Source organism: Delftia sp. NA_296.1 (genome assembly GCF_052692095.1).
The window spans coordinates 520,131-541,781 of record NZ_JBQZGF010000003.1 but is presented as its reverse complement, the minus strand read 5'-3'; the positions used below and the strand labels follow the sequence as shown (position 1 = coordinate 541,781).

15 protein-coding genes are annotated in these 21,651 nt (G+C 67.2%); 5 read left to right on the top strand and 10 right to left on the bottom strand.

Translation table 11 applies throughout. The features are described from left to right. Window positions 1-241 precede the first annotated feature (241 nt). Genes ACUTR7_RS10310 through ACUTR7_RS10295 form a run of 4 tightly spaced genes read right to left on the bottom strand, consistent with a single transcriptional unit; the run spans window position 242 to window position 7,585 of the window. Window positions 242-895, bottom strand: a complete 654-nt coding sequence (locus ACUTR7_RS10310; protein WP_445608766.1) for a response regulator — start codon at window positions 893-895, stop codon at window positions 242-244. Between the two features lie 18 nt (window positions 896-913). Next, on the bottom strand, window positions 914-4,171 hold the full coding sequence (locus ACUTR7_RS10305) for a response regulator (RefSeq protein ID WP_445608765.1): 3,258 nt from the start codon (window positions 4,169-4,171) through the stop codon (window positions 914-916). A gap of 20 nt (window positions 4,172-4,191) precedes the next feature. Continuing rightward, window positions 4,192-5,403, bottom strand: coding sequence for an EAL domain-containing protein (locus tag ACUTR7_RS10300; RefSeq protein WP_445608764.1), 1,212 nt, complete (start codon window positions 5,401-5,403; stop codon window positions 4,192-4,194). A gap of 4 nt (window positions 5,404-5,407) precedes the next feature. Beyond that, the gene (locus ACUTR7_RS10295; protein ID WP_445608763.1) at window positions 5,408-7,585 is read right to left on the bottom strand and encodes an ATP-binding protein; all 2,178 of its coding nucleotides are present in this window, start codon (window positions 7,583-7,585) and stop codon (window positions 5,408-5,410) included. Window positions 7,586-8,067: 482 nt separating this feature from the next. Here ACUTR7_RS10295 and ACUTR7_RS10290 point away from each other — a divergent pair, with 482 nt between their 5' ends. Next, window positions 8,068-10,419 (top strand): Ig-like domain-containing protein, encoded by a 2,352-nt coding sequence (locus tag ACUTR7_RS10290; RefSeq protein WP_445608762.1) that lies wholly within the window; start codon window positions 8,068-8,070, stop codon window positions 10,417-10,419. Window positions 10,420-10,453: 34 nt separating this feature from the next. On the opposite strand, the gene ACUTR7_RS10285 is transcribed toward ACUTR7_RS10290, so the two are convergent. From ACUTR7_RS10285 to ACUTR7_RS10260, 6 genes are all read right to left on the bottom strand, one after another. Further along, window positions 10,454-10,771, bottom strand: a complete 318-nt coding sequence (locus ACUTR7_RS10285; RefSeq protein WP_013802942.1) for a DUF3325 domain-containing protein — start codon at window positions 10,769-10,771, stop codon at window positions 10,454-10,456. After that, window positions 10,764-12,437 carry a PepSY-associated TM helix domain-containing protein gene (locus ACUTR7_RS10280; protein WP_445608761.1) on the bottom strand — a complete coding sequence of 558 codons (1,674 nt, stop codon included), beginning with the start codon at window positions 12,435-12,437 and terminating at the stop codon, window positions 10,764-10,766. Before ACUTR7_RS10280 ends, ACUTR7_RS10285 begins: the two co-directional genes overlap by 8 nt. Window positions 12,438-12,454: 17 nt before the next feature. Beyond that, window positions 12,455-12,733: a hypothetical protein gene (locus ACUTR7_RS10275; protein ID WP_013802944.1), complete on the bottom strand. Its 279-nt coding sequence runs from the start codon at window positions 12,731-12,733 to the stop codon at window positions 12,455-12,457. A 114-nt stretch (window positions 12,734-12,847) separates the two neighbouring features. Beyond that, window positions 12,848-14,566 (bottom strand): FMN-binding glutamate synthase family protein, encoded by a 1,719-nt coding sequence (locus tag ACUTR7_RS10270; protein ID WP_099735148.1) that lies wholly within the window; start codon window positions 14,564-14,566, stop codon window positions 12,848-12,850. A gap of 88 nt (window positions 14,567-14,654) precedes the next feature. After that, entirely contained in the window at window positions 14,655-16,160 is a 1,506-nt protein-coding gene (locus ACUTR7_RS10265) for a sensor histidine kinase (protein ID WP_043824292.1), read from the bottom strand. Between the two features lies 1 nt (window position 16,161). Beyond that, the gene (locus ACUTR7_RS10260) at window positions 16,162-16,878 is read right to left on the bottom strand and encodes a response regulator transcription factor (protein WP_012204915.1); all 717 of its coding nucleotides are present in this window, start codon (window positions 16,876-16,878) and stop codon (window positions 16,162-16,164) included. Between the two features lie 168 nt (window positions 16,879-17,046). Here ACUTR7_RS10260 and msrB point away from each other — a divergent pair, with 168 nt between their 5' ends. The 4 genes from msrB (at window position 17,047) to chrA (ending at window position 21,640) form a co-directional block, all read left to right on the top strand. Beyond that, window positions 17,047-17,547: a peptide-methionine (R)-S-oxide reductase MsrB gene (msrB, locus tag ACUTR7_RS10255; protein WP_013802950.1), complete on the top strand. Its 501-nt coding sequence runs from the start codon at window positions 17,047-17,049 to the stop codon at window positions 17,545-17,547. Between the two features lie 16 nt (window positions 17,548-17,563). Then, complete coding sequence (locus ACUTR7_RS10250) at window positions 17,564-19,393, top strand: cytochrome c biogenesis protein DipZ (RefSeq protein WP_445608760.1); 1,830 nt, start codon at window positions 17,564-17,566, stop codon at window positions 19,391-19,393. Window positions 19,394-19,427: 34 nt separating this feature from the next. Further along, entirely contained in the window at window positions 19,428-20,177 is a 750-nt protein-coding gene (gene msrA / locus ACUTR7_RS10245; RefSeq protein ID WP_034392299.1) for a peptide-methionine (S)-S-oxide reductase MsrA, read from the top strand. Window positions 20,178-20,272: 95 nt separating this feature from the next. Next, the gene (chrA, locus tag ACUTR7_RS10240) at window positions 20,273-21,640 is read left to right on the top strand and encodes a chromate efflux transporter (RefSeq protein ID WP_445608759.1); all 1,368 of its coding nucleotides are present in this window, start codon (window positions 20,273-20,275) and stop codon (window positions 21,638-21,640) included. Window positions 21,641-21,651 lie beyond the last annotated feature (11 nt).

Below are 21,651 nucleotides of genomic sequence, written 5' to 3'. Positions count from 1 at the left end.
CACCCCGGACTGAGGTTCCGCTTTTATTCACTGGAGCAGGACGCCAATTTCGTGAACTATGGCTGCGTGCATTGCCAGGCGCCCCTGGCGATGAAGACAAGCCGGCGCGGGGCACTTCTGGGGTTTCGCCTGATGCCGTCCGAACCGCACTATCGCCTGGGTGAGGGGGACGCCGAGGACGGCAGCCAGGCGCAAGGCCAGGGGCTAAAAGGGTGACCGGCTTGTGCAGCCCGCAGGCAGGTCAGTCGAAGAGATGGTGCTCGGCGCAGAAGGCCGCCAGGTCCTGGTTGCTGTCCACGTTCAGCTTGCGCATGGCGGAGTTCTTCTGGAGGCTGACGGTCTTGACGCTGCGCCGCAGCCGTGCGGCGATTTCGGTGATGGACTCCCCATTGGCGAAATGCCTGAGGACTTCGAACTCGCGCGGCGAGAGGCTGTTGGCGCGCTCGGCCAGGAAAACGGACCGCTCCTGCCTGGGCGTGTCTGCCTGGAACGAGGACGAGTAGTAGCGGGTGTTGAGGCGCACGCATTGCAGCGCCGCCATGATCTGGCTGAGCGGATCTTCCTTGAGCAGCACGCCGGCGACGCCCGCGTCATACAGGGCCGAGATGATCATGGGATTGGAGACGGTCGTCAGCACCAGCACCTTGAGGTGCGGGAAGTGGCGTATCAGATAGTCCACGTAGCGCAGGCCATCTCCGTAGAGATCATCGCCCGGCATGGAGTAATCGGTCAGGACCACATCCAGGGGGTTCGATCTGGCGTATTCCATCAAGGACGATGGGGTATCGAATGTGGCCACGACCTGGAGATTGGGGTCCTGCTCCAGGAAGTCCTTGACGCCAAGCAGGACCACGGCGTGGTCGTCCACGACAGCAATGCGCAGTTTCAGTTTCATGGGATCGCAAGCAAAGGGTTAGGGCTGGGGCAATTGCGCCATCATGGCTCGAAGGTCGGCCAAGAGGTCGTCCAGCAGGACTGACAGCGCGGCCTGCAGGCCGGGCTCCCGGGTGCCGTTCGGGAGCTGGTCCTCCAGCGACTGGGTGCGCGCGGCAAGCTCGTGCATCCTGGCCAGCAGCAAGGCGCCACGCATGCGATGCAGCGCCTGCGCGGCCAGGTCGGGCCGGCGCTCATCCAGGCCACGGGCCAGCATTGCGATGTCGTCGTTCATGCACTGCACGAAGACCTGCCGGTGCGTCTGCAGCACGTTGGGCTCCGACAGGGCCGCAGGCTGCGGGGTATCCCCCGCCGGGGTACCGGCCTGCGCAAGCGCCGGACGGAGCCGCTTTTTCGGCGCGAATTTCTCCAGGGTGCGGACCAGCGTGCGCAACGGGATGGGCTTGACCAGCCAGGCATTCATGCCGGCATTCAGGCAGCGGTTTTCCTCGTCCAGCATGGCATTGGCGGTCACGCCGACGATGGGGCAGGCAACGCCCTCCGCACGCAGCCGCTCCGCCAGTTCGTAGCCGTTGAGGTAGGGCATGTTCACGTCCGTCAGCACCAGATCGTGCGGGCTGATGTCCCACAGCGCCAGCGCCTCCTCCCCATCGTCGGCGACCGTGACCTCGCAGCCCAGGCTCTCGAGCTGGCCGCGCAGCGTCACCTGGTTGACGGGATTGTCCTCGGCGACCAGCACGCGCAGGTCGAACAGGGGCAGATCGGAGCCGGAGCCGGCCGAGCGCTGTGCGCCGCCGAGCACTTGCGCAATGCCCAAACCGATGCTCATAACGTTGTGCCCATCAATACCCCGGTTGTCCGGCGAGGAAAGGTTCAGGTGCGGCCCCGTCCATCCGGGCGCGGGGCTATCCGCCGGCAACAGGACGTCCAGCAGCAGTTCATCCTTGTCCGCGGCCACCGGAGCGGCGCCCGCCGCGCGGGCCTGGCCGCCCCAGCGCTGCAGCCAGGCACAGATGTTGTCCGTCAGTTCCGGGTGGGGGGTGCGCACCGCGATGCGGGCACCCTTGAGCTCGGGCGCCTCCTCCTCCTGCGCGACGGTCTCCAGCCCCAGCTCGAACCAGAACCGGCTGCCCAGGCCGGGCTCGCTCCAGACCTCGATGGAGCTGGACATCATCCGGGCCAAGCTCCAGCAGATGGACAGGCCCAGGCCCGCCCCACGGGCAGTGCGGCTGCTGTTCTTGACCAGATAAAAGGGCGTGAAAAGCTCGCCATGCAGGGATTTCTCTATGCCCACGCCCGTGTCGCAGACCTCGAACACCAGCCGGACCTGGGAGGCCGTGCCCGGCACGCTGCGCAGGCGGACGATCACATGGCCGGCCTCCGTGAACTTGATGGCATTGCTGATGAGATTGCCCAGGATCTGGCGGATGCGCACCGCATCGCCCAGCACCGACTCGGGCACCTGCGCGTCCACGCAGGAAAACAGCAGCAGGCCGTTTTGCTGCGCCATGGCGGCATAGGAGCTGGTGCAGTTTTGCACCAGCTCCCGGGGATTGAACGGGGCCTTTTCCAGTTGCAACTGGCCCGCCTCGATCTTGCTGGTGTCCAGGATGTCGCTGATGATCTGCAGCAAGATGGACGAGGAGGCTTCGATACGGTCCACATACTTGCGCTGCAGCTGCGTGAGCTCGGTCAGGCCCAGCAGCTCCAGCGTGCCCAGCGCGCCATACAGCGGCGTGCGGATCTCGTGGCTCATGGTCGCCAGAAAGGTGGACTTTGCCTCGTTGGCCTCGTCCGCCGCGATTCTTGCCCGCTCCAGATTGCTCTCGATTTCTGCGCGCGCACTGACGTCGGCAAACACGCACAGCGTCACATCCTGGCCCAGGTAGCGGGTGGGCGCGTAGGCCACGTAAAGCGTTCGGCCCTGCGCGGTGACCAGCTGCTCCATGGTTCCTGCGGCCCTGGCGTGGACAATTTCATCCAGCGCTGCCCTGTTTTCCGGCGAGCCGGGGCGCAGGTAGCCATCGGCCGAGTGCAGCCACTCCTGCACCAGCGAGTTGCTGAAGATGATCTTTCCACTGCCGTAGGCCACAAGGCAGACAGCCACGGGGGCGGTCTCGATCAGCGTCCTGTTGAATTGATTGCTCTCGACGATGACCCGCTGCGCTTCCTGGGCAGGCGCAATCACCTTGCGGTTGAACCAGCGGGTATAGGCGATACCGGCCAGCAGGCTCAGCAGCAGGGCCAGCACCAGGCCGGCAGAGGGCGCGAACAGCCGGCCCTGGAAAAAGGTGGTGTAGTCCACCTGGTAGTAGCCGGTCCACCGGCCGGAGGCATCCTCGGTCTTGAGGATCAGGCCATTGCGCGTGTACCGCATCCCCGCCTCGTCCACCTGCGGCACCGGGCCGGTGCCCATGAGCACGCCGAAATCCCGGTGCTCCAGCCAGAAAAGATGCCTGGGCAGCGTATGGATGGATCTTTCTATGGCGCTGATGCGCTGGCGGCTGAAAAGGATGGCGGCGTAGATCGGGCTTGTGGCGGCTTCGTCGCCGGCATCGATATGGCTTGAAAAGCCGGCTGCGACCATGCCGATCATCTTTTCCGGGAACTGGGGCGACCGGAACCAGACGATCTCCTGCGCCGGCGCCGTGGAGCCGGCGCCAGGCCGGGCATCGGCGGCCCTGGCCCGCAGATGCGCCTTGACGGCGGCAATCGTGCTGTCGAACATTTCCTGCGTGACGCTCTCGTTGCCGATGGGCACGTCGATGGCCGGCACGCCAATGCTGATCGCCCCATCCTCCTTGGTGAAGAAGGCAGCGGCTGCAGGGAAGTAGGAGCCTGCCCAGAAGGAGGAATAGCCCGCGGCCAGGGAGCTGCCCAGCGAGAAAAGCCGGTCCGGGAGCGTGTCGCAGGCCGCGCGCGCAGAGCATTGCAGTGAAAAGGGAATGCCGCCGATGGCCTCGCGGCCACGGAACATGCGGTAGTCCGCCTGCGCAGGAGCGGGCACGTCAACGATGGTGGCTATCCTCTGGTCCGGCAGCGCTTTCCAGGACTCGTTGCGGCCCTTGAGCCGCCGAAGAAAGATCTCCTGCTCGTCCAGCGAGCCGACGATGGCGGAGAAGTTCAAGGCCAGGCGGCCCTGCTCCTGCTCGAAGATCCTCTCAGAGCCCCACAGCAGCACGGCGATGAGGAAGATCGCAAGGGGAAGCACTCCAAACAGTACCCGGTTCTGCCAGCGTGTGGTGCGTGTGATCTTGCTGAACGGGGAGTCGGGCATGGACGCCTTGCGTGCTTGGGTCAGGTGGGGTTGCCTTGGTGTCGGGGTTCGGATGCCAGCATAAGGGCAAATTCGCTGGCGGGCACCGCGGCGGACAGCAGATATCCCTGCACGCAATCGCAGCCGATGCTGCGCAGCAACTCCAGGTCCTGGGTGGTCTCCACCCCTTCCGCCGTCACCGTCAGGCCCAGTTGCCGCCCCAGCTGCACCGACGATGTCAAGGCCGCAGTGCGCACCTCGTCACCCGCGGCGCCGGCCACGAAGGCCCGGTCGATCTTCAATTCGGTGAAGGGCGTGGAGATGAGGCTGTACATCGAGCTGTAACCCCGCCCGTAGTCATCCTGGGCCAGGCCAAAGCCTTTGAGCCGCAGGCGGCTCGCGCACATGTAGTAGTTGGCGGGTATGCCGACGGCCTGGTCCTCCAGCAGCTCGAACGTGATGTTCTCCGCAGCGATGCCGCACCGGGCCGCCATGTCGTGCAACTCATCCGGCAGCCCGATATCGTCCAGCAACGGTATCGGCAGGTTGACGGATACGGGAATCACATATCCCGAACTGCGCCAGGCCAGGTGCGCTGCCATGGCGTCTTCCATCATCCGCACCAGCAAGGCATGGTCCAGGCCATGGAACCGGATGGCGGACATGAACGAGCCCGGCATCATGAAGCCGAACTGCCGATCGTTCCAGCGTGCCAGCGCTTCCACACCGACGGTGTGGCCCGTGAGCAGGGATTTCTTGGGCTGGAACCAGGCCTGTATGGTTTTCTCCTCCAGCGCCTGGATCAGGTGTGCCTTGGCGAAAATCGGCCGTTCCTTGATCCCTGGAGTACTTTTCCTCTCGTAGGCACGCAAGGACCTGAGTTGGCTGGCCAGGACCTGGACATGGTCCGCACCGAACGGCTTTTGAAACATCCCGATGACGGAAAAGCCGGACTCCTTGGCCATGAGACTGACACTGTTCATCAACCGGCGCGAGCAGGAGCTGGATATGACGAGCATGGGATGCAGGCCGCGCTGGCTCAGTTCATTGATGAACTGCAGGCCGTCCATGTCGGGCATTTTCAGGTCGGTGATGACGAGGTGGAATCCGCCATCGCGCAGCATTTGCAGTGCATCGCGTGCGTTGCAGGCAATGTGCGTGTCCACGATTCCCGCCTCCATGAGCAGGCTGCGCGTGTGCTCGCAGCACAGGGCGTGGTCGTCAAGAATGAGTACTTTGAATGTCGACAGCATGGGATCAGGTCCTGCATTGCTTGATGTGGTTCAGGGTGGTGCGCAGCACCGCCAACGTGAATGGCTTGCACAGCAGGCTGTCGAAGCCGGCCGGCAGTCCGTCGCCCTGCCCTTGCGCCTGCGTTTGCGTCTGCGGCTGCGGCTGGGCATTGGCCGTCAGCCCGACGATCGGGCGGCCGTAGCCACGCTTTCTGAGCGCACGCGCCAGGGCCAGGCCGTCCAGCAACGGCATGTGCAGGTCGGTGAGAACGGCGTCGAACTCGAGCAGTCCGGGCATGGACAGCGCGTCCTGCCCATTGCTGGCCTGCTGGACCTCGCAGCCCAGCACCTGCAGTTGCTCTCGCAGGATGATTCTGTTGATGGGGTTGTCCTCGACGATGAGCACACTCAGCCCCATCGGCTCGTGGACCTGGGAAACGGCGGCGTACAGGTCAGGGCGCGCGCCCGGCGCAATGCCCTGCTGGGCCATGCCCAGCGCCTGGCCCACGGCCAGCACGCCAGGCATGCTGGTTTCCCACACACGGGCCTGCAGGGTTTCGCGGGGAACCTCGCCCGGCGCCAGCGCCAGAACGCATTTGCCCGTCCATTGCGGACGGCGCACCGACCGTGGCCAGGCTTGCACCAGCACCGCCTGTTCATTGGAGCCCTGCACCTGCTCCCGGTAGGGCTGGGCCATGGCGCCCCAATGCCGCAGCCAGGCGCACAGGTTGTGCACGACTTCCGGAATGGCGCCATCCACGTAGACGGTGTGCGGCAACAGACTGGGCACCGCCTCATAGCCTGCCGCGCTCTCGCGCGGCAGGCGCAGCTCGAATGACACGCAGGTCCCCAGTCCCGGCTGGCTGGCGGCCGTCAGCCGCCCGCCCATCTCCTGGCTGAGGCGCAGGCAGATGGACAGCCCCAGGCCCGCGCCCTGGACCTGCTGCTGCGTGGCCGCATGGGCACGGAAGTACGGGTCGAACAGGAAGGGCTGCTGCTCCGGCTCGATGCCGATGCCGGTGTCCTGAACCTGGAACCGCAGGTCGGTGCCTTCCTCGCTTTCGCCCATGACCTGCAGGCGGATGGCCACATGGCCGGAGAACGTGAACTTGATGGCATTGCCCACCAGGTTGTCCAGGATCTGCCGCAGCCGCAAGGCATCGCCCACCAGCAGCGGCGGCGTTTTCACATCGGAGACGGCATACAGCTGCAGCCCCTTTTGCTCGGCACGCGACAGCAGGCCCGCGGCCACGCTGTCGAGCAGTTCGGTGGCCGAAAACGCATGGGCCTCCAGCTGCAGCCGGCCCGCCTCGATGGCCGACAGGTCCAGGCTGTCGTTGACGATGCGCAGCAAGGAGGCCGATGCCTGCTGCATGGCCCCCAGGTAGCGGGTCTGTTCGGAAGGAGCCCTGGACAGCGCCAGCAGCTCCAGCGTTCCCAGGATGCCAAAGAGCGGCGTCCGTATTTCATGGCTCATGGTGGCCAGAAACTGCGTCTTGGCCTGGCTTGCCGATTCGGCGCGCAGCTTGGCATCGACCAGCGCTGCCTGCGCCTGCCTGAGCGCCGTCACATCGCTGACCAGGCAAAAAACCACCGGCTCGCCAGCGTGGCTGGTGTGCGTGGTGCGGACCTCCACCAGCCGACCGTCTCCCAGCACCAGCTCGCGCCGGCCCTGCTGCGCGCCCTCGGCAACGGCATGCTCGAACCACGAAGAATCACTGCACACCCACTGCCGCGCCAGTCCGTTGGACAGCAGCAGGCTGCGATCGCTGCACCGCACCAGCGCCAGGCCCACGGGGGCCGTGTCCAGCAGCTTTCGGCAGAGCGCATCACCGGCGGCGCAGGCGCCTGCCCGGCTCCAGGCCGAAGCCGGCACGCTGCGGCGCAGCCGGCGCACGCACCATGCAAGTGCAGCCATGAAGGCAAGTCCCAGCGACACGGACCCCAGCAGCAGCCAGACATGGGCCCTGACCAGCTGCCGCGCGGGCTCCCAGCGGCCTGCAAGCCATCCGGCGTTGTTCGCGGATTTGCGCAGCAACAGGGATTCGGGAAGCGCCCGGCCTGCCTGCATCAGTGAATGGAGCGGCCCGGGCTGGCCCTGCGGTGCGCTGGCGCGCCACGACCAGGCATAACCGGCTTGCGTGTGGATGGCTGCGTGCGTGGCCCCCACCGCAGCGTCCAGCAGCAGGAAACATCGGTCCATGAAAAACAACTGAATGTCTCGCACGGGCACATGACCCAGGCTGCGCGATGGCGTCGCCGGGGCGGCGGCGTCCCTGCCGCCGTGACCGGCACAGGCCAGCATGGCCATGATCGCCAGTGCAAATGCCATCAAATCACGCCGTGCCAGGGACAGGCACAGCCTGTGATGTATCGATCTGGAAGAAAACAAGAGAGCTTGAAACTGGCGCATTGCCGAATCTTAGAAATCAAAGGGCGAATTTGGACTAAGAATTTTCTTAATACTGAAACCTCTTGCACGCCGCCTCGCCAAAGAGCGATTTCAAGCATCGATCCGCCATCGGAAAATCGTCAAATCTCTTTGGAAATGCCATTATTCCTGTCACTTTAAGAAAATTCTTAAACCAATATTCCGATGCCCTGGAGATCATTGCCGGATTGATTCATCGACAAAGGCTGCTCCGTTTCTGACCACCCCTGTGATATTGCACACAGACGTCGCGCATGCAGAATGCCAGCGCTATTTCACGTCCTGTATTGCGCAATATCCAGAATGCGTTTCGGCAGCCTCTTTCAGGGAAAGTAAAAATGGCAATGAGGATATACAGGCAACGATTCACGACCAGGCCGGCAAACAGACCGCTGCGCCTGCTCGCCCTGGCGTTGCTCTTGCAAGGCTGTGTCGCCACGGCCCATGCATGGACCGTCGTGGTGGACAGCGCCGCCGACGCAAGCGGCCCGTGCGCCAGCACCGGCCTGGGACCCTGCTCCCTGCGCGACGCCATCACCTACGCCAACGCCAACCGCAACAAAGGGGGCGACAACCGCATCGAGTTCAGCATCGGTGCGGGGGGAGAGCAGACCATCGTCACCCAAAGCAACTGGAATGGAAGCCTCATGCAGCCCATTGCACCGGCCACATCACTGACGGTGGACGCCAGCACGCAACCCGGCTATGAGGACCACTTGCCACGCCGCCCCCTGATCACGCTGCAGGCAGGCAGCTCCGAGTTCGGTATAGGGCTTGAGCTGGCAGGCGCCATCACGGTGCGCGGTCTGGCGATAGGCGGCTTCAGCACGGCCCTGACGGTGACAGGCGACGGCAACACCGTGCTGGGCTGCCACATAGGCGTTGACGCATCGGGAACGGTCGCCATGGGCAACCGCAGCAACATTATTGTCAACTCCGGCAACCGCAACCGCATCGGCAATCTGGATATTGGCGGGCGAAATGTCATTTCCGCGGCGGAAAATTCCGGAATATGGCTTTCCTGGCCGGGCGTCGGTACGGAAAACATCATTCAGGGAAATTACATAGGCACCGATATCACCGGCAACGTGGCGCTGGGAAACCAGGGAAACGGCATCAGCGTGGCATCCGAATTTACCGGCACGCTGATCGACAGCAACCTCGTCTCCGGCAATGTCAGGGAAACCGGTGGTTCATCCGGGATTTCCATTTCCGGCTCGCACACGCTGGTGACCCGCAACCGTGTCGGGACCAATGCAGCCGGCACGGCCATGATTGCCAACAATGGGCCAGGCATTGCCGTATTCTTTTCGCCGAAAGGCGGACATCGCATTGGCACAGGCCCTGACGACGGCAACCTGGTTGCCGGAAACAAGGAAACGGCCATTGAATTGAATGGAAACTACGCCGCACGCAACTCGAATACCCTGATTGCCGGGAATATCGTGGGAACCAGCCTGGATGCCAGCACCATGCTGCCCAATCAATGGGGCATCGTCATCAAGGATTCGGACGAGGTGACCGTGCGCGGAAACATCGTCGGTGGCAGCAAGGCGTCCGGCATACAGTTCCAGGGCGCCGGCAAGAACAACCTCGTGCAGGGCAACTACGTGGGCGTCAGTCCCCAGGGAACCGCCCTGCCCAATGGGGAAGGCGTTTCCTTTTTCCAGAAGGCCCATGACACCCTGGTCGGCGGTGACGACGCGGCACATGCCAACGTGATTGCGCACAACAGGCTGTTCGGCGTGGGATTGCGGGGGGACGAAGTCAAGGGCGTCTCCATGCTCGGCAATGCCATCTACGGCAATACCGAGGGAGGCATCGCACGAACCAGCCTGGCCAACGGAGATCCTGCCGAGCCGGTGCTGCTCACGGTGACGCCCGACGGCCTGTCCGGCACGCTGGACAGCGTCGCCAACGAGAGCATGCGCATCGAGTATTTCTCGACGCCCAGGCTGCCCGACGGGCTGGTGGAGCGCGCCGCCGGCAAGGTTCTGCTGGGCTCGCAGACCGTGACCACCGATGCCTCCGGCCATGCGCCCTTGGCGTTCAAGGGCGCCATGCCTCCGGGCGACCAGGCCGCTGTCACGGCGACCGCCACCCGGATTTCCACCGGCGACACCTCGCGCTTTTCCAACGCAATGGCGGCCAACGCCGCCCCCGTGGCGCTGCCGCAAGCCGTCACGACGCCGCAGGATACGGCGCTGTCCATCACCCTCGCTGGCACGGACTTCGAGTCGGACCCGTTGCGCTTCGAGATCACCGCTGGCCCCGCCCATGGCGGCATCAGCGGCTTCGATCCCCAGACGGGCACGCTGGTCTACACGCCGGCGGCCGGCTACTCCGGGCCCGATACCTTCGCCTTCACGGTATCCGACGGGCACCAGAGCGCTGCCGCACCGGCATCCGTGTCCATCGAGGTGATCGCTGCCGATCCTCCCGACCCGGGCCCGGGCACCGATCCCGGTCCGGGCACGGACCCAGGGCCCGGTGCCGGCCCCGGAAATGTCCAGGCCGTTCCCGGCCTGGGCAAGGGCGGCATGCTGGCGCTGCTGTGCGGCATGGCCTATCTGGCCAGCCGCAGGATGAGGAAAAGGCAGGCCTGAGCCTGCAGCGGGCGCAGTGGTCCCCGCGCAAACGTCAGGCCGGCAGCCAGCGCAGCCAGCTCGGCCGCCAGGTCAGGGTGAAGGCAATGGCCAGGGCGGCAGCGGCCAGCGTCATGATCCAGACCAGGGAGGCCATGGAGGCATGGTCCACCGCCAGGCACAGTCCCAGCGAGGCGGCCAGCCCCGAGGCTCCCAGCCAGCGCAGCAGCCTGACCTTGCCATCGGGCTGGGGCATGTCGCCGTGCACCTGCTCCCAGTGCACGTCCTTGGCCAGCGCAAACCAGCCCATGCCGGCCAGCGAGGCGGCAAAGGCGGCGGCCAGCAGCAGTGCGTCCATCAGTCCCTCAGACATGGGCCACCTCCGCCGTGCGTGCAGGCGTGGCGGTGGCCACGCGGCTCTTGAGCTTGCGTGCCACCACCACGGCCAGCACGGCGCTGGCCAGCATGAACAGGTCCACGCCGGCCACGGGCCAGTAGCCCGCGCCCAGGGTCTTGAACAGGTGGTCGCCCGTGGTCAGCCAGTTCAGCAGCACGGCCGTGACGGCCATGGCGGCCACGGCCCAGCACTGCTCGCGCCATGCTGGGTTGGGCAGGCCCCGGGCCACGGGGGCGCTGCGCACAAAGGCATGCGCCATGGCCAGCAGCCAGGCGGCCCAGAAGAAATAGCGCTCCATGTCGCCCCGGCCCGGCCAGCCCTGGGGCATGGCCTCGGGCAGCAGGCGGTTGGAAATCAGCATGCCCAGGGCGGCCACCAGCATGCCGGTGACGGTGGTGACGGCCAGGGCATCGACCACGCGCGCGCCCTGCACGCCCTGCTTGGCGTGCTGCTTCTTGCGCTTTTCCACGAAGAAGACGAAGCCGGTGGCAATGCAGGCGCAGCCGGCCAGGCCACCGAGCACGTACAGCCAGCGCAGCAGCCAGTGGCGGAAGTGCTGCAGGTGCAGGCCGGTGAGGAAGGTGTTGAGGCTGTCCACGGCCGTGCGCGGCGGGTCTTCGCGCAACAGCGCGCCCGTGCTGGCCTTGAAGTGGATGCCCTCGCCCGTGAGCGCGATGCGGTCGGTGCCGGCGCGGTAGACGCTGACGTAGCCATTGGCATCGCCCACATGGGTGACGGACAGGAAGCCCACGTCGCCGGCCATGCCCTTGGCGGCCCAGCGGCGCTGCGCCTCGGCCACCATGGCGTCCACCGAGGCCACGGGCGCGGCCACGCCGGCGCGGTCGTGCGGCAGGCCGGTTTCCTCGGCCTCCATTTTTTCGTGCAGCTCGTGCAGGGGCTCCAGCTGGGTGTGGGTGATGGGGAAGTAGATGCCCGCAAAGATCACCAGCCCCGTGAAGGCGAAGAAGAAGTGGAAGGGCAGCGCAACCACGCCCGTCATGTTGTGCAGGTCCAGCACGCTGCGCTGGGTGGCCTTCTTCGGACGGAAGGTGAACAGCTCGCGGAAGATCTTGCGGTGCATGACCACGCCGCTGACCAGGGCCACCAGCATGATGAGTGCGGCAAAGCCCACGATCCAGTAGCCCAGGCCCATCCAGTTGAGCGTCAGGCTGTAGTGCAGCGGGTAGAAGAACTGGCTGCCGATCTTGAGGTGGTCGTCCGGCAGGGACTCGCCATTGCGCGGGTCGATGGTGCGCATGGCCCAGATCAGGGTCTCGGGCTTCTTGGCGTTGGCCACCTCGTAGCCGGCGAACAGGCCCAGCACCGGGTCGCGGTGCGTGGTGTAGGCGCCCCAGCGCTGGGGCGTGTCGAAGCGCTCGGGCAGCGCGCCGTTGACCTCGCCGCGCATGGCCTCGCGCGCCTGGGCGTTGGGCTGCATGGACTCGAAGACCGGCTTGAGGATCTGGTCGTACGAGGGCATGGGCGTGGGCTCGAAGCGCGAAGCCGGAATGGCCCAGCGGTCGATCTCGCGGTCGAACACCGACAGCGCGCCAAAGAAGAACGCGGCCATGAGCACGAAGCCGAGCACCAGCCCGAACCAGGTGTGCAGCCAGGCCATGGAAAGGCGGAAATTCTGGAACATGGGAAGCGATCTCCGGATCAGGGCAGCAGCATCTGCTGGAGCAGCGATGCGCAGCCGGTCATGACAATGCCGCCACCGGCCAGCACGGCCCAGACGCGCGGGAGGCTCTGCGCCGCAAAGGCCCAGAGGAACACCGTCAGAAACACCAGGAAGCCGAGGATGTAGCCCAGATGCTCGGCATCGTGGAACTCCATTCCGGCGGCAAACATCAGCACCACGCCCAGGGCGATGAAGCCCCAGGTGAAGGCATAGCCGCCGAAGACGGCAGCCGCAATGCGAACCAAAATAGTTTTCATTTACACAGAAAAATACAGTTGTGCACCAAGTTCTCGGGGCGCATTATCCCCGAGGGTTGTTAAAACCTGTAATCGGCTGTGGTCTGTGGCGCCTGCCTTCTGTGCGTGGCGCCTCTAGGCAGCCTGGCCTGCCGCCTGCGCCTTGGCCTGCGGCGCAGAAGGCTTGAGCGTGGGAGGCGCGAACTGGAAGGTGTGGGCGCTGGCGCCCGGCCAGTAGAGCTTGAACACGCTGTGCTGCTTGTCCAGCGGCCCCAGCAGCGCGCCGGGCTCCACGCGCAGGACCAGGTTGGCCAGCTGCCGCACCTCGGTGTCGGAGATGCGCCGCACGATGTGGTGGGCCGTGATGTCGCAAGGGTGCTCCAGGCCCGCAGCCTGCACCAGCTCCTGCAGCGCATGCAGGGTCTTGTCGTGGAAGTTGGCCACGCGCGTGGCCTTGTCGGGCACGACCAGGGCCTTCTGGCGCGCCGCATCCTGCGTGGCCACGCCCGTGGGGCAGTGGCCGGTGTGGCAGTTCTGCGCCTGGATGCAGCCCAGGGCCATCATGAAGCCGCGCCCGGCGTTGCACCAGTCGGCGCCCAGCGCCATCATGCGCGCGATGTCGAAGGCCGTGATCACCTTGCCGGCCGCGCCGATCTTGATGCGGTGGCGCAGGCCCACGCCGATCAGCGTGTTGTGCACCAGCAGCAGCCCTTCCTGCAGCGGTACGCCCACGTGGTCGGTGAATTCCACGGGCGCCGCGCCCGTGCCGCCCTCGGCGCCATCGACCACGATGAAGTCCGGCGTGATGTCCGTCTCCTGCATGGCCTTGACGATGGCGAACCACTCCCAGGGATGGCCCACGCAGAACTTGAAGCCCGTGGGCTTGCCGCCCGACTTCTCGCGCAGGCGGGCGATGAAATGCATCATCTCCACCGGTGTCTTGAAGGCACTGTGGCTGGACGGGCTGATGCAGTCCACGCCCACGGGCACGCCGCGCGCGGCGGCGATCTCAGGGGTGACCTTGGCGCCCAGCAGCATGCCGCCGTGGCCGGGCTTGGCGCCCTGGCTGAGCTTGATCTCGATGAGTTTGACCTGCGGGTCGGTGGCGTTGGCGATGAATTTTTCTTCGTTGAAGCTGCCATCGTCGTTGCGGCAGCCGAAGTAGCCCGAGGCCACCTCCCAGATCAGGTCGCCGCCGTGCACGCGGTGGTGCTGGCTGATAGAGCCCTCGCCCGTGTCGTGCGCAAAGCCGCCCATCTTCGCGCCCTTGTTCAGCGCCAGGATGGCATTGGCCGACAGCGCGCCAAAGCTCATGGCCGAGATGTTGAAGATGCTGGCGCTGTAGGGCTGGGTGCAGGGCGAGGCGCCTTCATCGGCGCAGCCGATGGTGATGCGGAAATCATGCGAGGCCAGCTTGGTGGGCTGCATGGAATGGTTCACCCATTCATAGCCCTGGGCCGTGACGTTGAGCTGCGTGCCCAAGGGGCGGCTGTCCGGGTCGCCCTTGGCGCGCTGGTAGACCAGGGAACGCTGGGCGCGCGAGAACGGCAGCGCCTCATGGTCGGACTCGATGAAGTACTGCCGCATCTCGGGCCGGATGAACTCCAGCAGAAACCGCAGGTGGCCGATGATGGGGTAGTTGCGCAGCACCGAATGGCGCACCTGGGTCATGTCGCGCACGCCCAGCAGCGCCAGCGCGGCGCACACGCCAAAGCCCAGCCACCACCACAGCCCTCCCCACACCAGCGCCGCCACCAGCAGCCCCGCGCTGCCGACCAGGCTCAGGCAGAACGTGGTGTAGCGCAGCGGCACCCATGCGGGCAGGCGATGAACCGGGGAGGCAGACGTTGACATGGCGTGGGTCCTTGGGGGCGTGTTGACGATCTTGTGCATGCCGCGCCGTCGAGGGCGCGCTGTGCACAAGGGTAACCCACGATCCGCGTCAGCCCTGGCGCGGCCGGGCGCCGGCGCCCGTTGCCTGCGCGGCCGCAGGCAGCACGAACCGGAAGCTCGCCCCCTGCCCCGGCTGGTCCACCAGTTCGATGCGGCAGCCGTGCAGCTCCAGCATGCGGTGGACGATGCGCAGGCCCAGGCCGCCGCCGCGGCGGGCGCCGCCCACGGTGAAGGGGCGCTCGAACAGGCCTTCGCGCAGATCGGCCGAGATGCCGGGGCCGGTGTCGGCCACGGTGACTTCGACCGCGTTGCCCGCTGCCGCCAGCGCCACCTGGATGCTGCCGCCGCCGGGCGTGTGGCGCAGCGCGTTGTCCAGCAGGTTGCCCAGCACGCGCTCGATCATGCCCAGGTCGGCCTGGACGACGGGCAGGCGGGGCGGGAAGTCGGCCCGCAGCGCCACCTGGCGCGCCTCGGCACGCAGCTCGAATTTCTGGAACACGTCCTGCACCAGGTCGGGCATGGAAAACGGCTCCGGCTCGGGCTGGACAAAGCCGTATTCCAGGCGCGCCAGCTCGAACAGGCTTTGCGCCAGCTCGCCCACCTTCTGGCTCTGGGCCAGGGCAATGCCCAGGTAGCGGCGGCGCTCGGTGGCGTCGAGCACGGCGTCCTTGAGCAGCAGCGTTTCCAGGTAGCCGTGCAGGGACGACAGCGGCGTGCGCAGGTCGTGCGAGACGTTGGCGATGAGTTCGCGCCGCTCCTGGTCCTGGCGCGTGAGCGCCCGCCACTGCTCGCCGATGCGCGCCACCATGCGGCGGTAGGCCGAGTCCAGCACGGCGATCTCGTCACGGCTGTCCTGTGCGGCGCCGGGCTGGGGGGGCGGCAGGTCCGGGGGCGCGCCATGGATGTCGAAACCGGCCACCTCTTCGGTGAGACGGCGCAGCGGCCGCGTGATCAGCGCAAAGGCCACCAGGCCCGCCACCAGGCACAGCAGCGCCACCATGCCGATGGACCACAGCGCCGTGCTGAGCACCGAGTTGGCCGAGCCCTGCGCCACCAGCTGGTCATGCGCCTCGCCCTGCAGCACCACGTAGATGAAGCCCACGTCCTTACCGTTGACGCGCAGCGGCGCCGCGCTGAAGACCTTGCGGCCTTCGACGCTGCGCGGGTCGTCGCCCAGGATGGGCAGGGTGCCGCCTTCCAGCAGCCGGTGCACGGGCGCCAGGTCCACGCGCTCGCGGCGCACGCGGCCGTCGGGGGCGGCATGGCCGGCAATGCGGCCGTCGGCATCCAGCAGGTAGACCTCCACGCTGGGGTTGACCAACATGAGCTGGTTGAAGAAGCTGCGCACGGCGCCGGGCATGAGGCCGTTGGCGTCGGTCAGCTGGGCGTCGCGCGCAATGCTTTCGGCCACATCGCGCGACAGGCCCTGCACCACTTCCAGCTCGTGCATGCGGCTGGCGCGCAACTGCATCCAGGCCGATGTGCCGCTGCACACCAGCAGCAGCACGGCAAAGACCAGGGACAGGCGCTGGGTCAGTGTCAGGCGCAGCTTCATGTCAGGCGCCCTCCCCCGCCTCGGCGAACTTGTAGCCGCGCCCCCAGACGGTAAGGATGCGCGCGGGCTGGGCCGGGTCGGCCTCGATCTTGGCTCGCAGGCGGTTGATGTGGGTGTTGACGGTGTGCTCGTAGCCTTCGTGCTGGTAGCCCCAGACGGCGTTGAGCAGGTCCATGCGCGAGAACACCTTGCCGGGCTGGCGCGCGAAGAAGTACAGCAGGTCGAACTCGCGCGGGGTCAGGTCCAGCCGGGCACCATGCAGCCGGGCATCGCGCGCCACGGGGTCCATGGCCAGGCCGGCGATGGTCAGGCTGCCGGACTCCAGCCGCGCATTCTGGGCCAGCGCCTCCACGCGGCGCAGCAGCGCCTTGACGCGCGCCACCAGCTCCAGCACGGAAAACGGCTTGGCCAGGTAGTCGTCGGCGCCGATCTCCAGGCCCAGGATGCGCTGCACCTCGCTGGAGCGCGCGCTGATGATGATGATGGGCGTGTAGCGCGCCATGGCGCGGGCGCGGCGGCAGATCTCCAGGCCGTCCACGCCGGGCAGCATGATGTCCAGCACCAGCGCGTCCCAGCCGCCGCGCTCCAGTTGGCGCAGGCCGTCGTCGCCACGCGCGCAGTGCATGACTTCCAGGCCTTCGTCGCGCAGGTGCAGCGTGAGCAGGTCGGCGATATGGGCGTCGTCCTCGACGAGAAGTACGCGGCGCGTGGCGGTCATCGGATGCGGTTTCCTGGAAGTGGCGGGAGTGGCTGCCATTGTGCGCAATACCGGGGCCGGGAGTTATCACGAATCTTTGAACTCTGCGTGAAGACTTCGGGAGGCCGCCGCCCTAACCTGACTGGCATCGCATCGTTTTCAGACGCAAAGAACCTTCAGGAGCACACCATGACCACCAGACGCCATCTTCTGTGGACTGCAGGCGCCGGCACCACCGCCGTGCTGGCGGCCAGCCTGTTCCCGCGCCGCGCACCGGCCGCCGCCTCCAGCGAAATCTTCGAGGTGAGCTACAGCGACGCCGAGTGGCGTGCCCGGCTCACGCCCGAGCAGTACCAGATCCTGCGCAAGGAAGGCACGGAGCGCGCCGGCACCAGCCCCCTGAACAAGGAGCACCGCGCTGGCACCTTTGCCTGCGCGGGCTGCGCGCTGCCGCTGTTCTCGTCCAAAACCAAGTTCGACAGCGGCACGGGCTGGCCCAGCTTCTGGCAGCCGCTGGACAAGGCCGTGGCCACGCGTCAGGACCGCACCTACGGCATGCTGCGCACCGAGGTGCATTGCCGCCGCTGCGGTGGCCACCTGGGCCATGTCTTCGACGACGGCCCCAAGCCCACGGGCCTGCGCTACTGCATGAACGGGCTGTCGCTGACGTTCACGCCCCAGCCTGCCTGAACCCGGGAGCCACGCCATGCTGCTGATCGTCCTGGCCTATCTGGGCGGGGTGCTGACCATCGTCAGCCCCTGCATCCTGCCGGTGCTGCCCTTCGTCTTTGCACGCGCCGACCAGCCCTTCGCCAAAAGCGGCCTGCCGCTGCTGGCGGGCATGGCGCTGACCTTCGCCCTGGTGGCCTCGCTGGCCGCCGTGGGCGGCGGCTGGGTGGTGGCCGCCAATGAATACGGCCGCTGGCTGGCCCTGGGCCTGGTCGCCGTGTTTGCGCTGACCCTGCTGTGGCCCGGCCTGTCCGAGCGGCTGACGCGGCCGCTGGTGGCGGCGGGCTCGCGCCTGTCCGAGCGTGCCCAGGGCACGGACGGCGGCGCCCGCCCCGGCGCCTCGCTGCTGCTGGGCGTGGCCACGGGCCTGCTGTGGGCGCCCTGCGCCGGCCCCATCCTGGGCCTGATCCTCACGGGCGCCGCACTGCAGGGCGCCAACACCACCTCCAGCCTGCTGCTGCTGGCCTATGCGGCCGGTGCGGCCACCTCCATGGCGGCGGCCTTGCTGCTGGGCGGCAAGGTGTTTGCGGCGCTCAAGCGCATGCTGGGTGCGGGCGAATGGGTGCGGCGCGGGCTGGGCGCAGCCATGCTGGCCGGCGTGGGCGCGATTGCGCTGGGGCTGGACACGGGCGTGCTGGCGCAAGTGTCCACGGCCTCCACCGGCGGCCTGGAGCAAAGGCTGCTGGACCGCCTGAGCGGCAGGCCCGAGGGTGGCGCCATGGCCATGCAGGCCGGTCCCGCAATGATGGCCGCCGTGGACAGGGGTGAGGGTGCTGGCCCGGCCATGATGGCCGCAGGCGGCGCCATGCGCATGGCCGGCGGCCCGTCCCGCGCCGCCCTGCCGGACGAAGGGCTGGCCCCTGCGCTGGACGGCGCCACCGACTGGCTCAACTCCCCCCCGCTGACGGCCGAACAACTGCGCGGCAAGGTGGTGCTGGTGGATTTCTGGACCTATTCATGCATCAACTGCCTGCGCACCCTGCCCTATGTGAAGGCCTGGGCCGAGAAATACCGCGACCAGGGCCTGGTGGTGGTGGGCGTGCATGCGCCGGAGTTCGCCTTCGAGCGCAAGCTGTCCAACGTGGAAAAGGCCATCAAGGACCTGGGCATCGGCTACCCCGTGGCCGTGGACAACGGCTACAAGATCTGGCGCGCCTTCAACAACCAGTACTGGCCGGCGCACTACTTCATCGATGCCCAGGGCCGCATCCGGCACCACCACTTTGGCGAGGGCGGCTATGCCGAGTCCGAGCGCGTGATCCAGCAACTGCTGCATGAAGCCGGATCGAAGCAGGTGGACCAGGGCCTGATCGACGTGCAGGCCAAGGGCGTGCAGCAGGCAGCCGACATGGCAGCCGTGCGCTCGCACGAAACCTACCTGGGCTATGAGCGCGCCGAGCAATTTGCCGCCACGCCTGCCGCCGTGCACAACCAGGCCACCGCCTATGCCACGCCCGAGCGCCTGCCGCTGAACGCCTGGGGCCTGAGCGGCCAATGGACGGTGGGCCCGGAAAGCGCCACGCTGGACGGCGCCACCGGTCGCATCACCTACCGCTTCCAGGCACGTGACCTGCACCTGGTGCTGGGCCCCGGCAGCGATGGCAAGCCCGTGCGCTTCAAGGTGCTGATCGACGGCAAGGCGCCCGGCGCCTCGCGCGGCATGGACGTGGCCGCCGACGGCAGCGGCAGCGTGACCGAGCAGCGCCTGTACCAGCTGGTGCGCCAGGACGGCGGCGCAGCCGAACGCACCTTCAGCATCGAATTCCTGGACCCCGGCATCTCCGCCTATGCCTTCACCTTTGGCTGATCCCTGGCCACTTCACTTTCACCGGAGAGACACCATGACCAACGATTCCACCCTCGCCACCGCACCCCGCCGCCGCGGCCTTCTGCAACTGCTGACCGGCAGCGCCGTGCTGCTGGGCGGCGCCCTGCTGTGGCAGGGCAGCAACCTGCAGGCGGCCGAGCAGGCCGTGCGCATTCCACCACCCGCGCAGGATGCGCCCGCCACGGGCCAGGGGCCGCAGAAAGCCATCTTTGCGGGCGGCTGCTTCTGGGGCGTGCAAGGCGTGTTCCAGCACGTCAAGGGCGTGCAGCGCGCCGTATCGGGCTACAGCGGCGGCACGGCGGCCCAGGCCTCGTATTCGGCGGTGAGCAGCGGACGCACCGGGCATGCGGAGTCGGTCGAGGTCACCTATGACCCGGCCCAGGTCAGCTACGGGCAGCTGCTGCAGATCTACTTTTCCGTGGCCCATGACCCGACCCAGCTCAACCGCCAGGGACCGGACACGGGCACGCAGTACCGCTCGGCCATCTTCGCCACCGACGCCGCCCAGCTCAAGACCGCCCAGGCCTATGTGGCCCAGCTGGACGCGGCCAAGGTCTTCGGCAAGCCCATCGTGACCCGGCTGGAGGACAAGCCCAGCTTCTTCCCGGCCGAGAACTACCACCAGGACTTCATGACGGAGAACCCGCGCCATCCCTACATCGTCATCAACGACCTGCCCAAGGTGGAGCAGCTCAAGCAGCTGTTCCCGGGCAGCTACCGCGCCGAGCCGGTGCTGGTCAAGCAGGCCGCCCGGCAGATGTAGCGTCTGCGCAGCGCGGGTGCGGTACGGGTGCGGTACGGATGCGGTATAGGTGCCTGCAGGCGTCGGCGGCGGCTGCCGTATGAGACATTTGCGGCATGCCTCCCAGTTCGCTTGATGCACCCGCTGCACCCGCTGCACCCCTCCCGCCCACCCGCGCCGAAGCCCTGCGCTACTGGCTGAAGCTGGGCTGCATCAGCTTTGGCGGGCCGGCCGGGCAGATCGCCATCATGCATGAGGACCTGGTGGAGCGGCGGCGCTGGATCTCGGAGGGGCGCTTCCTGCATGCGCTCAACTACTGCATGCTGCTGCCAGGCCCCGAGGCGCAGCAGCTGGCCACCTACATCGGCTGGCTGCTGCACCGCACCTGGGGCGGCATCGTGGCCGGCGGGCTGTTCGTGCTGCCTTCGCTGCTGCTGCTCATCGCCCTGTCCTGGATCTATGTGGCCTTCGGCCATGTGCCGGCCGTTGCCGGCATCTTCTATGGCATCAAGCCGGCCGTGACGGCGCTGGTGGTGCAGGCGGCCTGGCGCGTGGGCTCGCGCACCCTGCGCAACGGCTGGCTGTGGGGCATTGCCGCGGCGGCCTTCGTGGCCATCTTCGCGCTGAAGCTGCCGTTTCCGCTGATCGTGCTGGCGGCCGGCGCACTGGGCTACCTGGGGGGCAGGCTGGCGCCGCGCCACTTCTCCCCTGCGGGCGGGCACGGCCCGCGCGGTGGCAGCCACGGCCCGGCCGTCATCGACGATGACACGCCCACACCGGCCCATGCACGGTTCCGCTGGCGCTTTTTCAGCCAGGTGCTGGCGGCCAGCCTGGGGCTGTGGGCGCTGTCGCTGGGCCTGCTGGCCGCCGCCTTCGGCTGGCAGGGCGCGCTCACCCAGATGGGCTGGTTCTTCACCAAGGCGGCGCTGCTGACCTTTGGCGGCGCCTACGCCGTGCTGCCCTACCTCTACCAGGGCGCGGTGGACCACTACCACTGGCTCACGGCCACGCAGATGATGGACGGGCTGGCCCTGGGCGAGACCACGCCGGGGCCGCTGATCATGGTGGTGTCCTTCGTGGGCTTCCTGGGCGGCTGGAGCACGCAGGTGTTCGGCCCCGATGCGCTGCTGCCGGCCGGCGCCGCCGCCGCCCTGGTCGTGACCTTCTTCACCTTTTTGCCGTCCTTTGCCTTCATCCTGCTGGGCGGCCCCTTCATCGAGTCCACCCATGGCAGGCTGGGCTTCACCGCGCCGCTGACGGGCATCACGGCCGCCGTGGTGGGCGTCATTGCCAACCTGGCCGTGTTCTTTGCCTGGCACGTGCTGTGGCCGCAGGGCTGGGCGGGTCCCTTCGACTGGCCGTCCGCACTGCTGGGCCTGGCTGCGGCGGCCGCGCTGCTGCGCTGGAAGGTGGGCGTGATCCCCGTGGTGGTGGGCGCGGGGCTGGCCGGCCTGGCGATCACGCTGGCGCGCCAGGGTGGGTAGGAAAGGCTGCA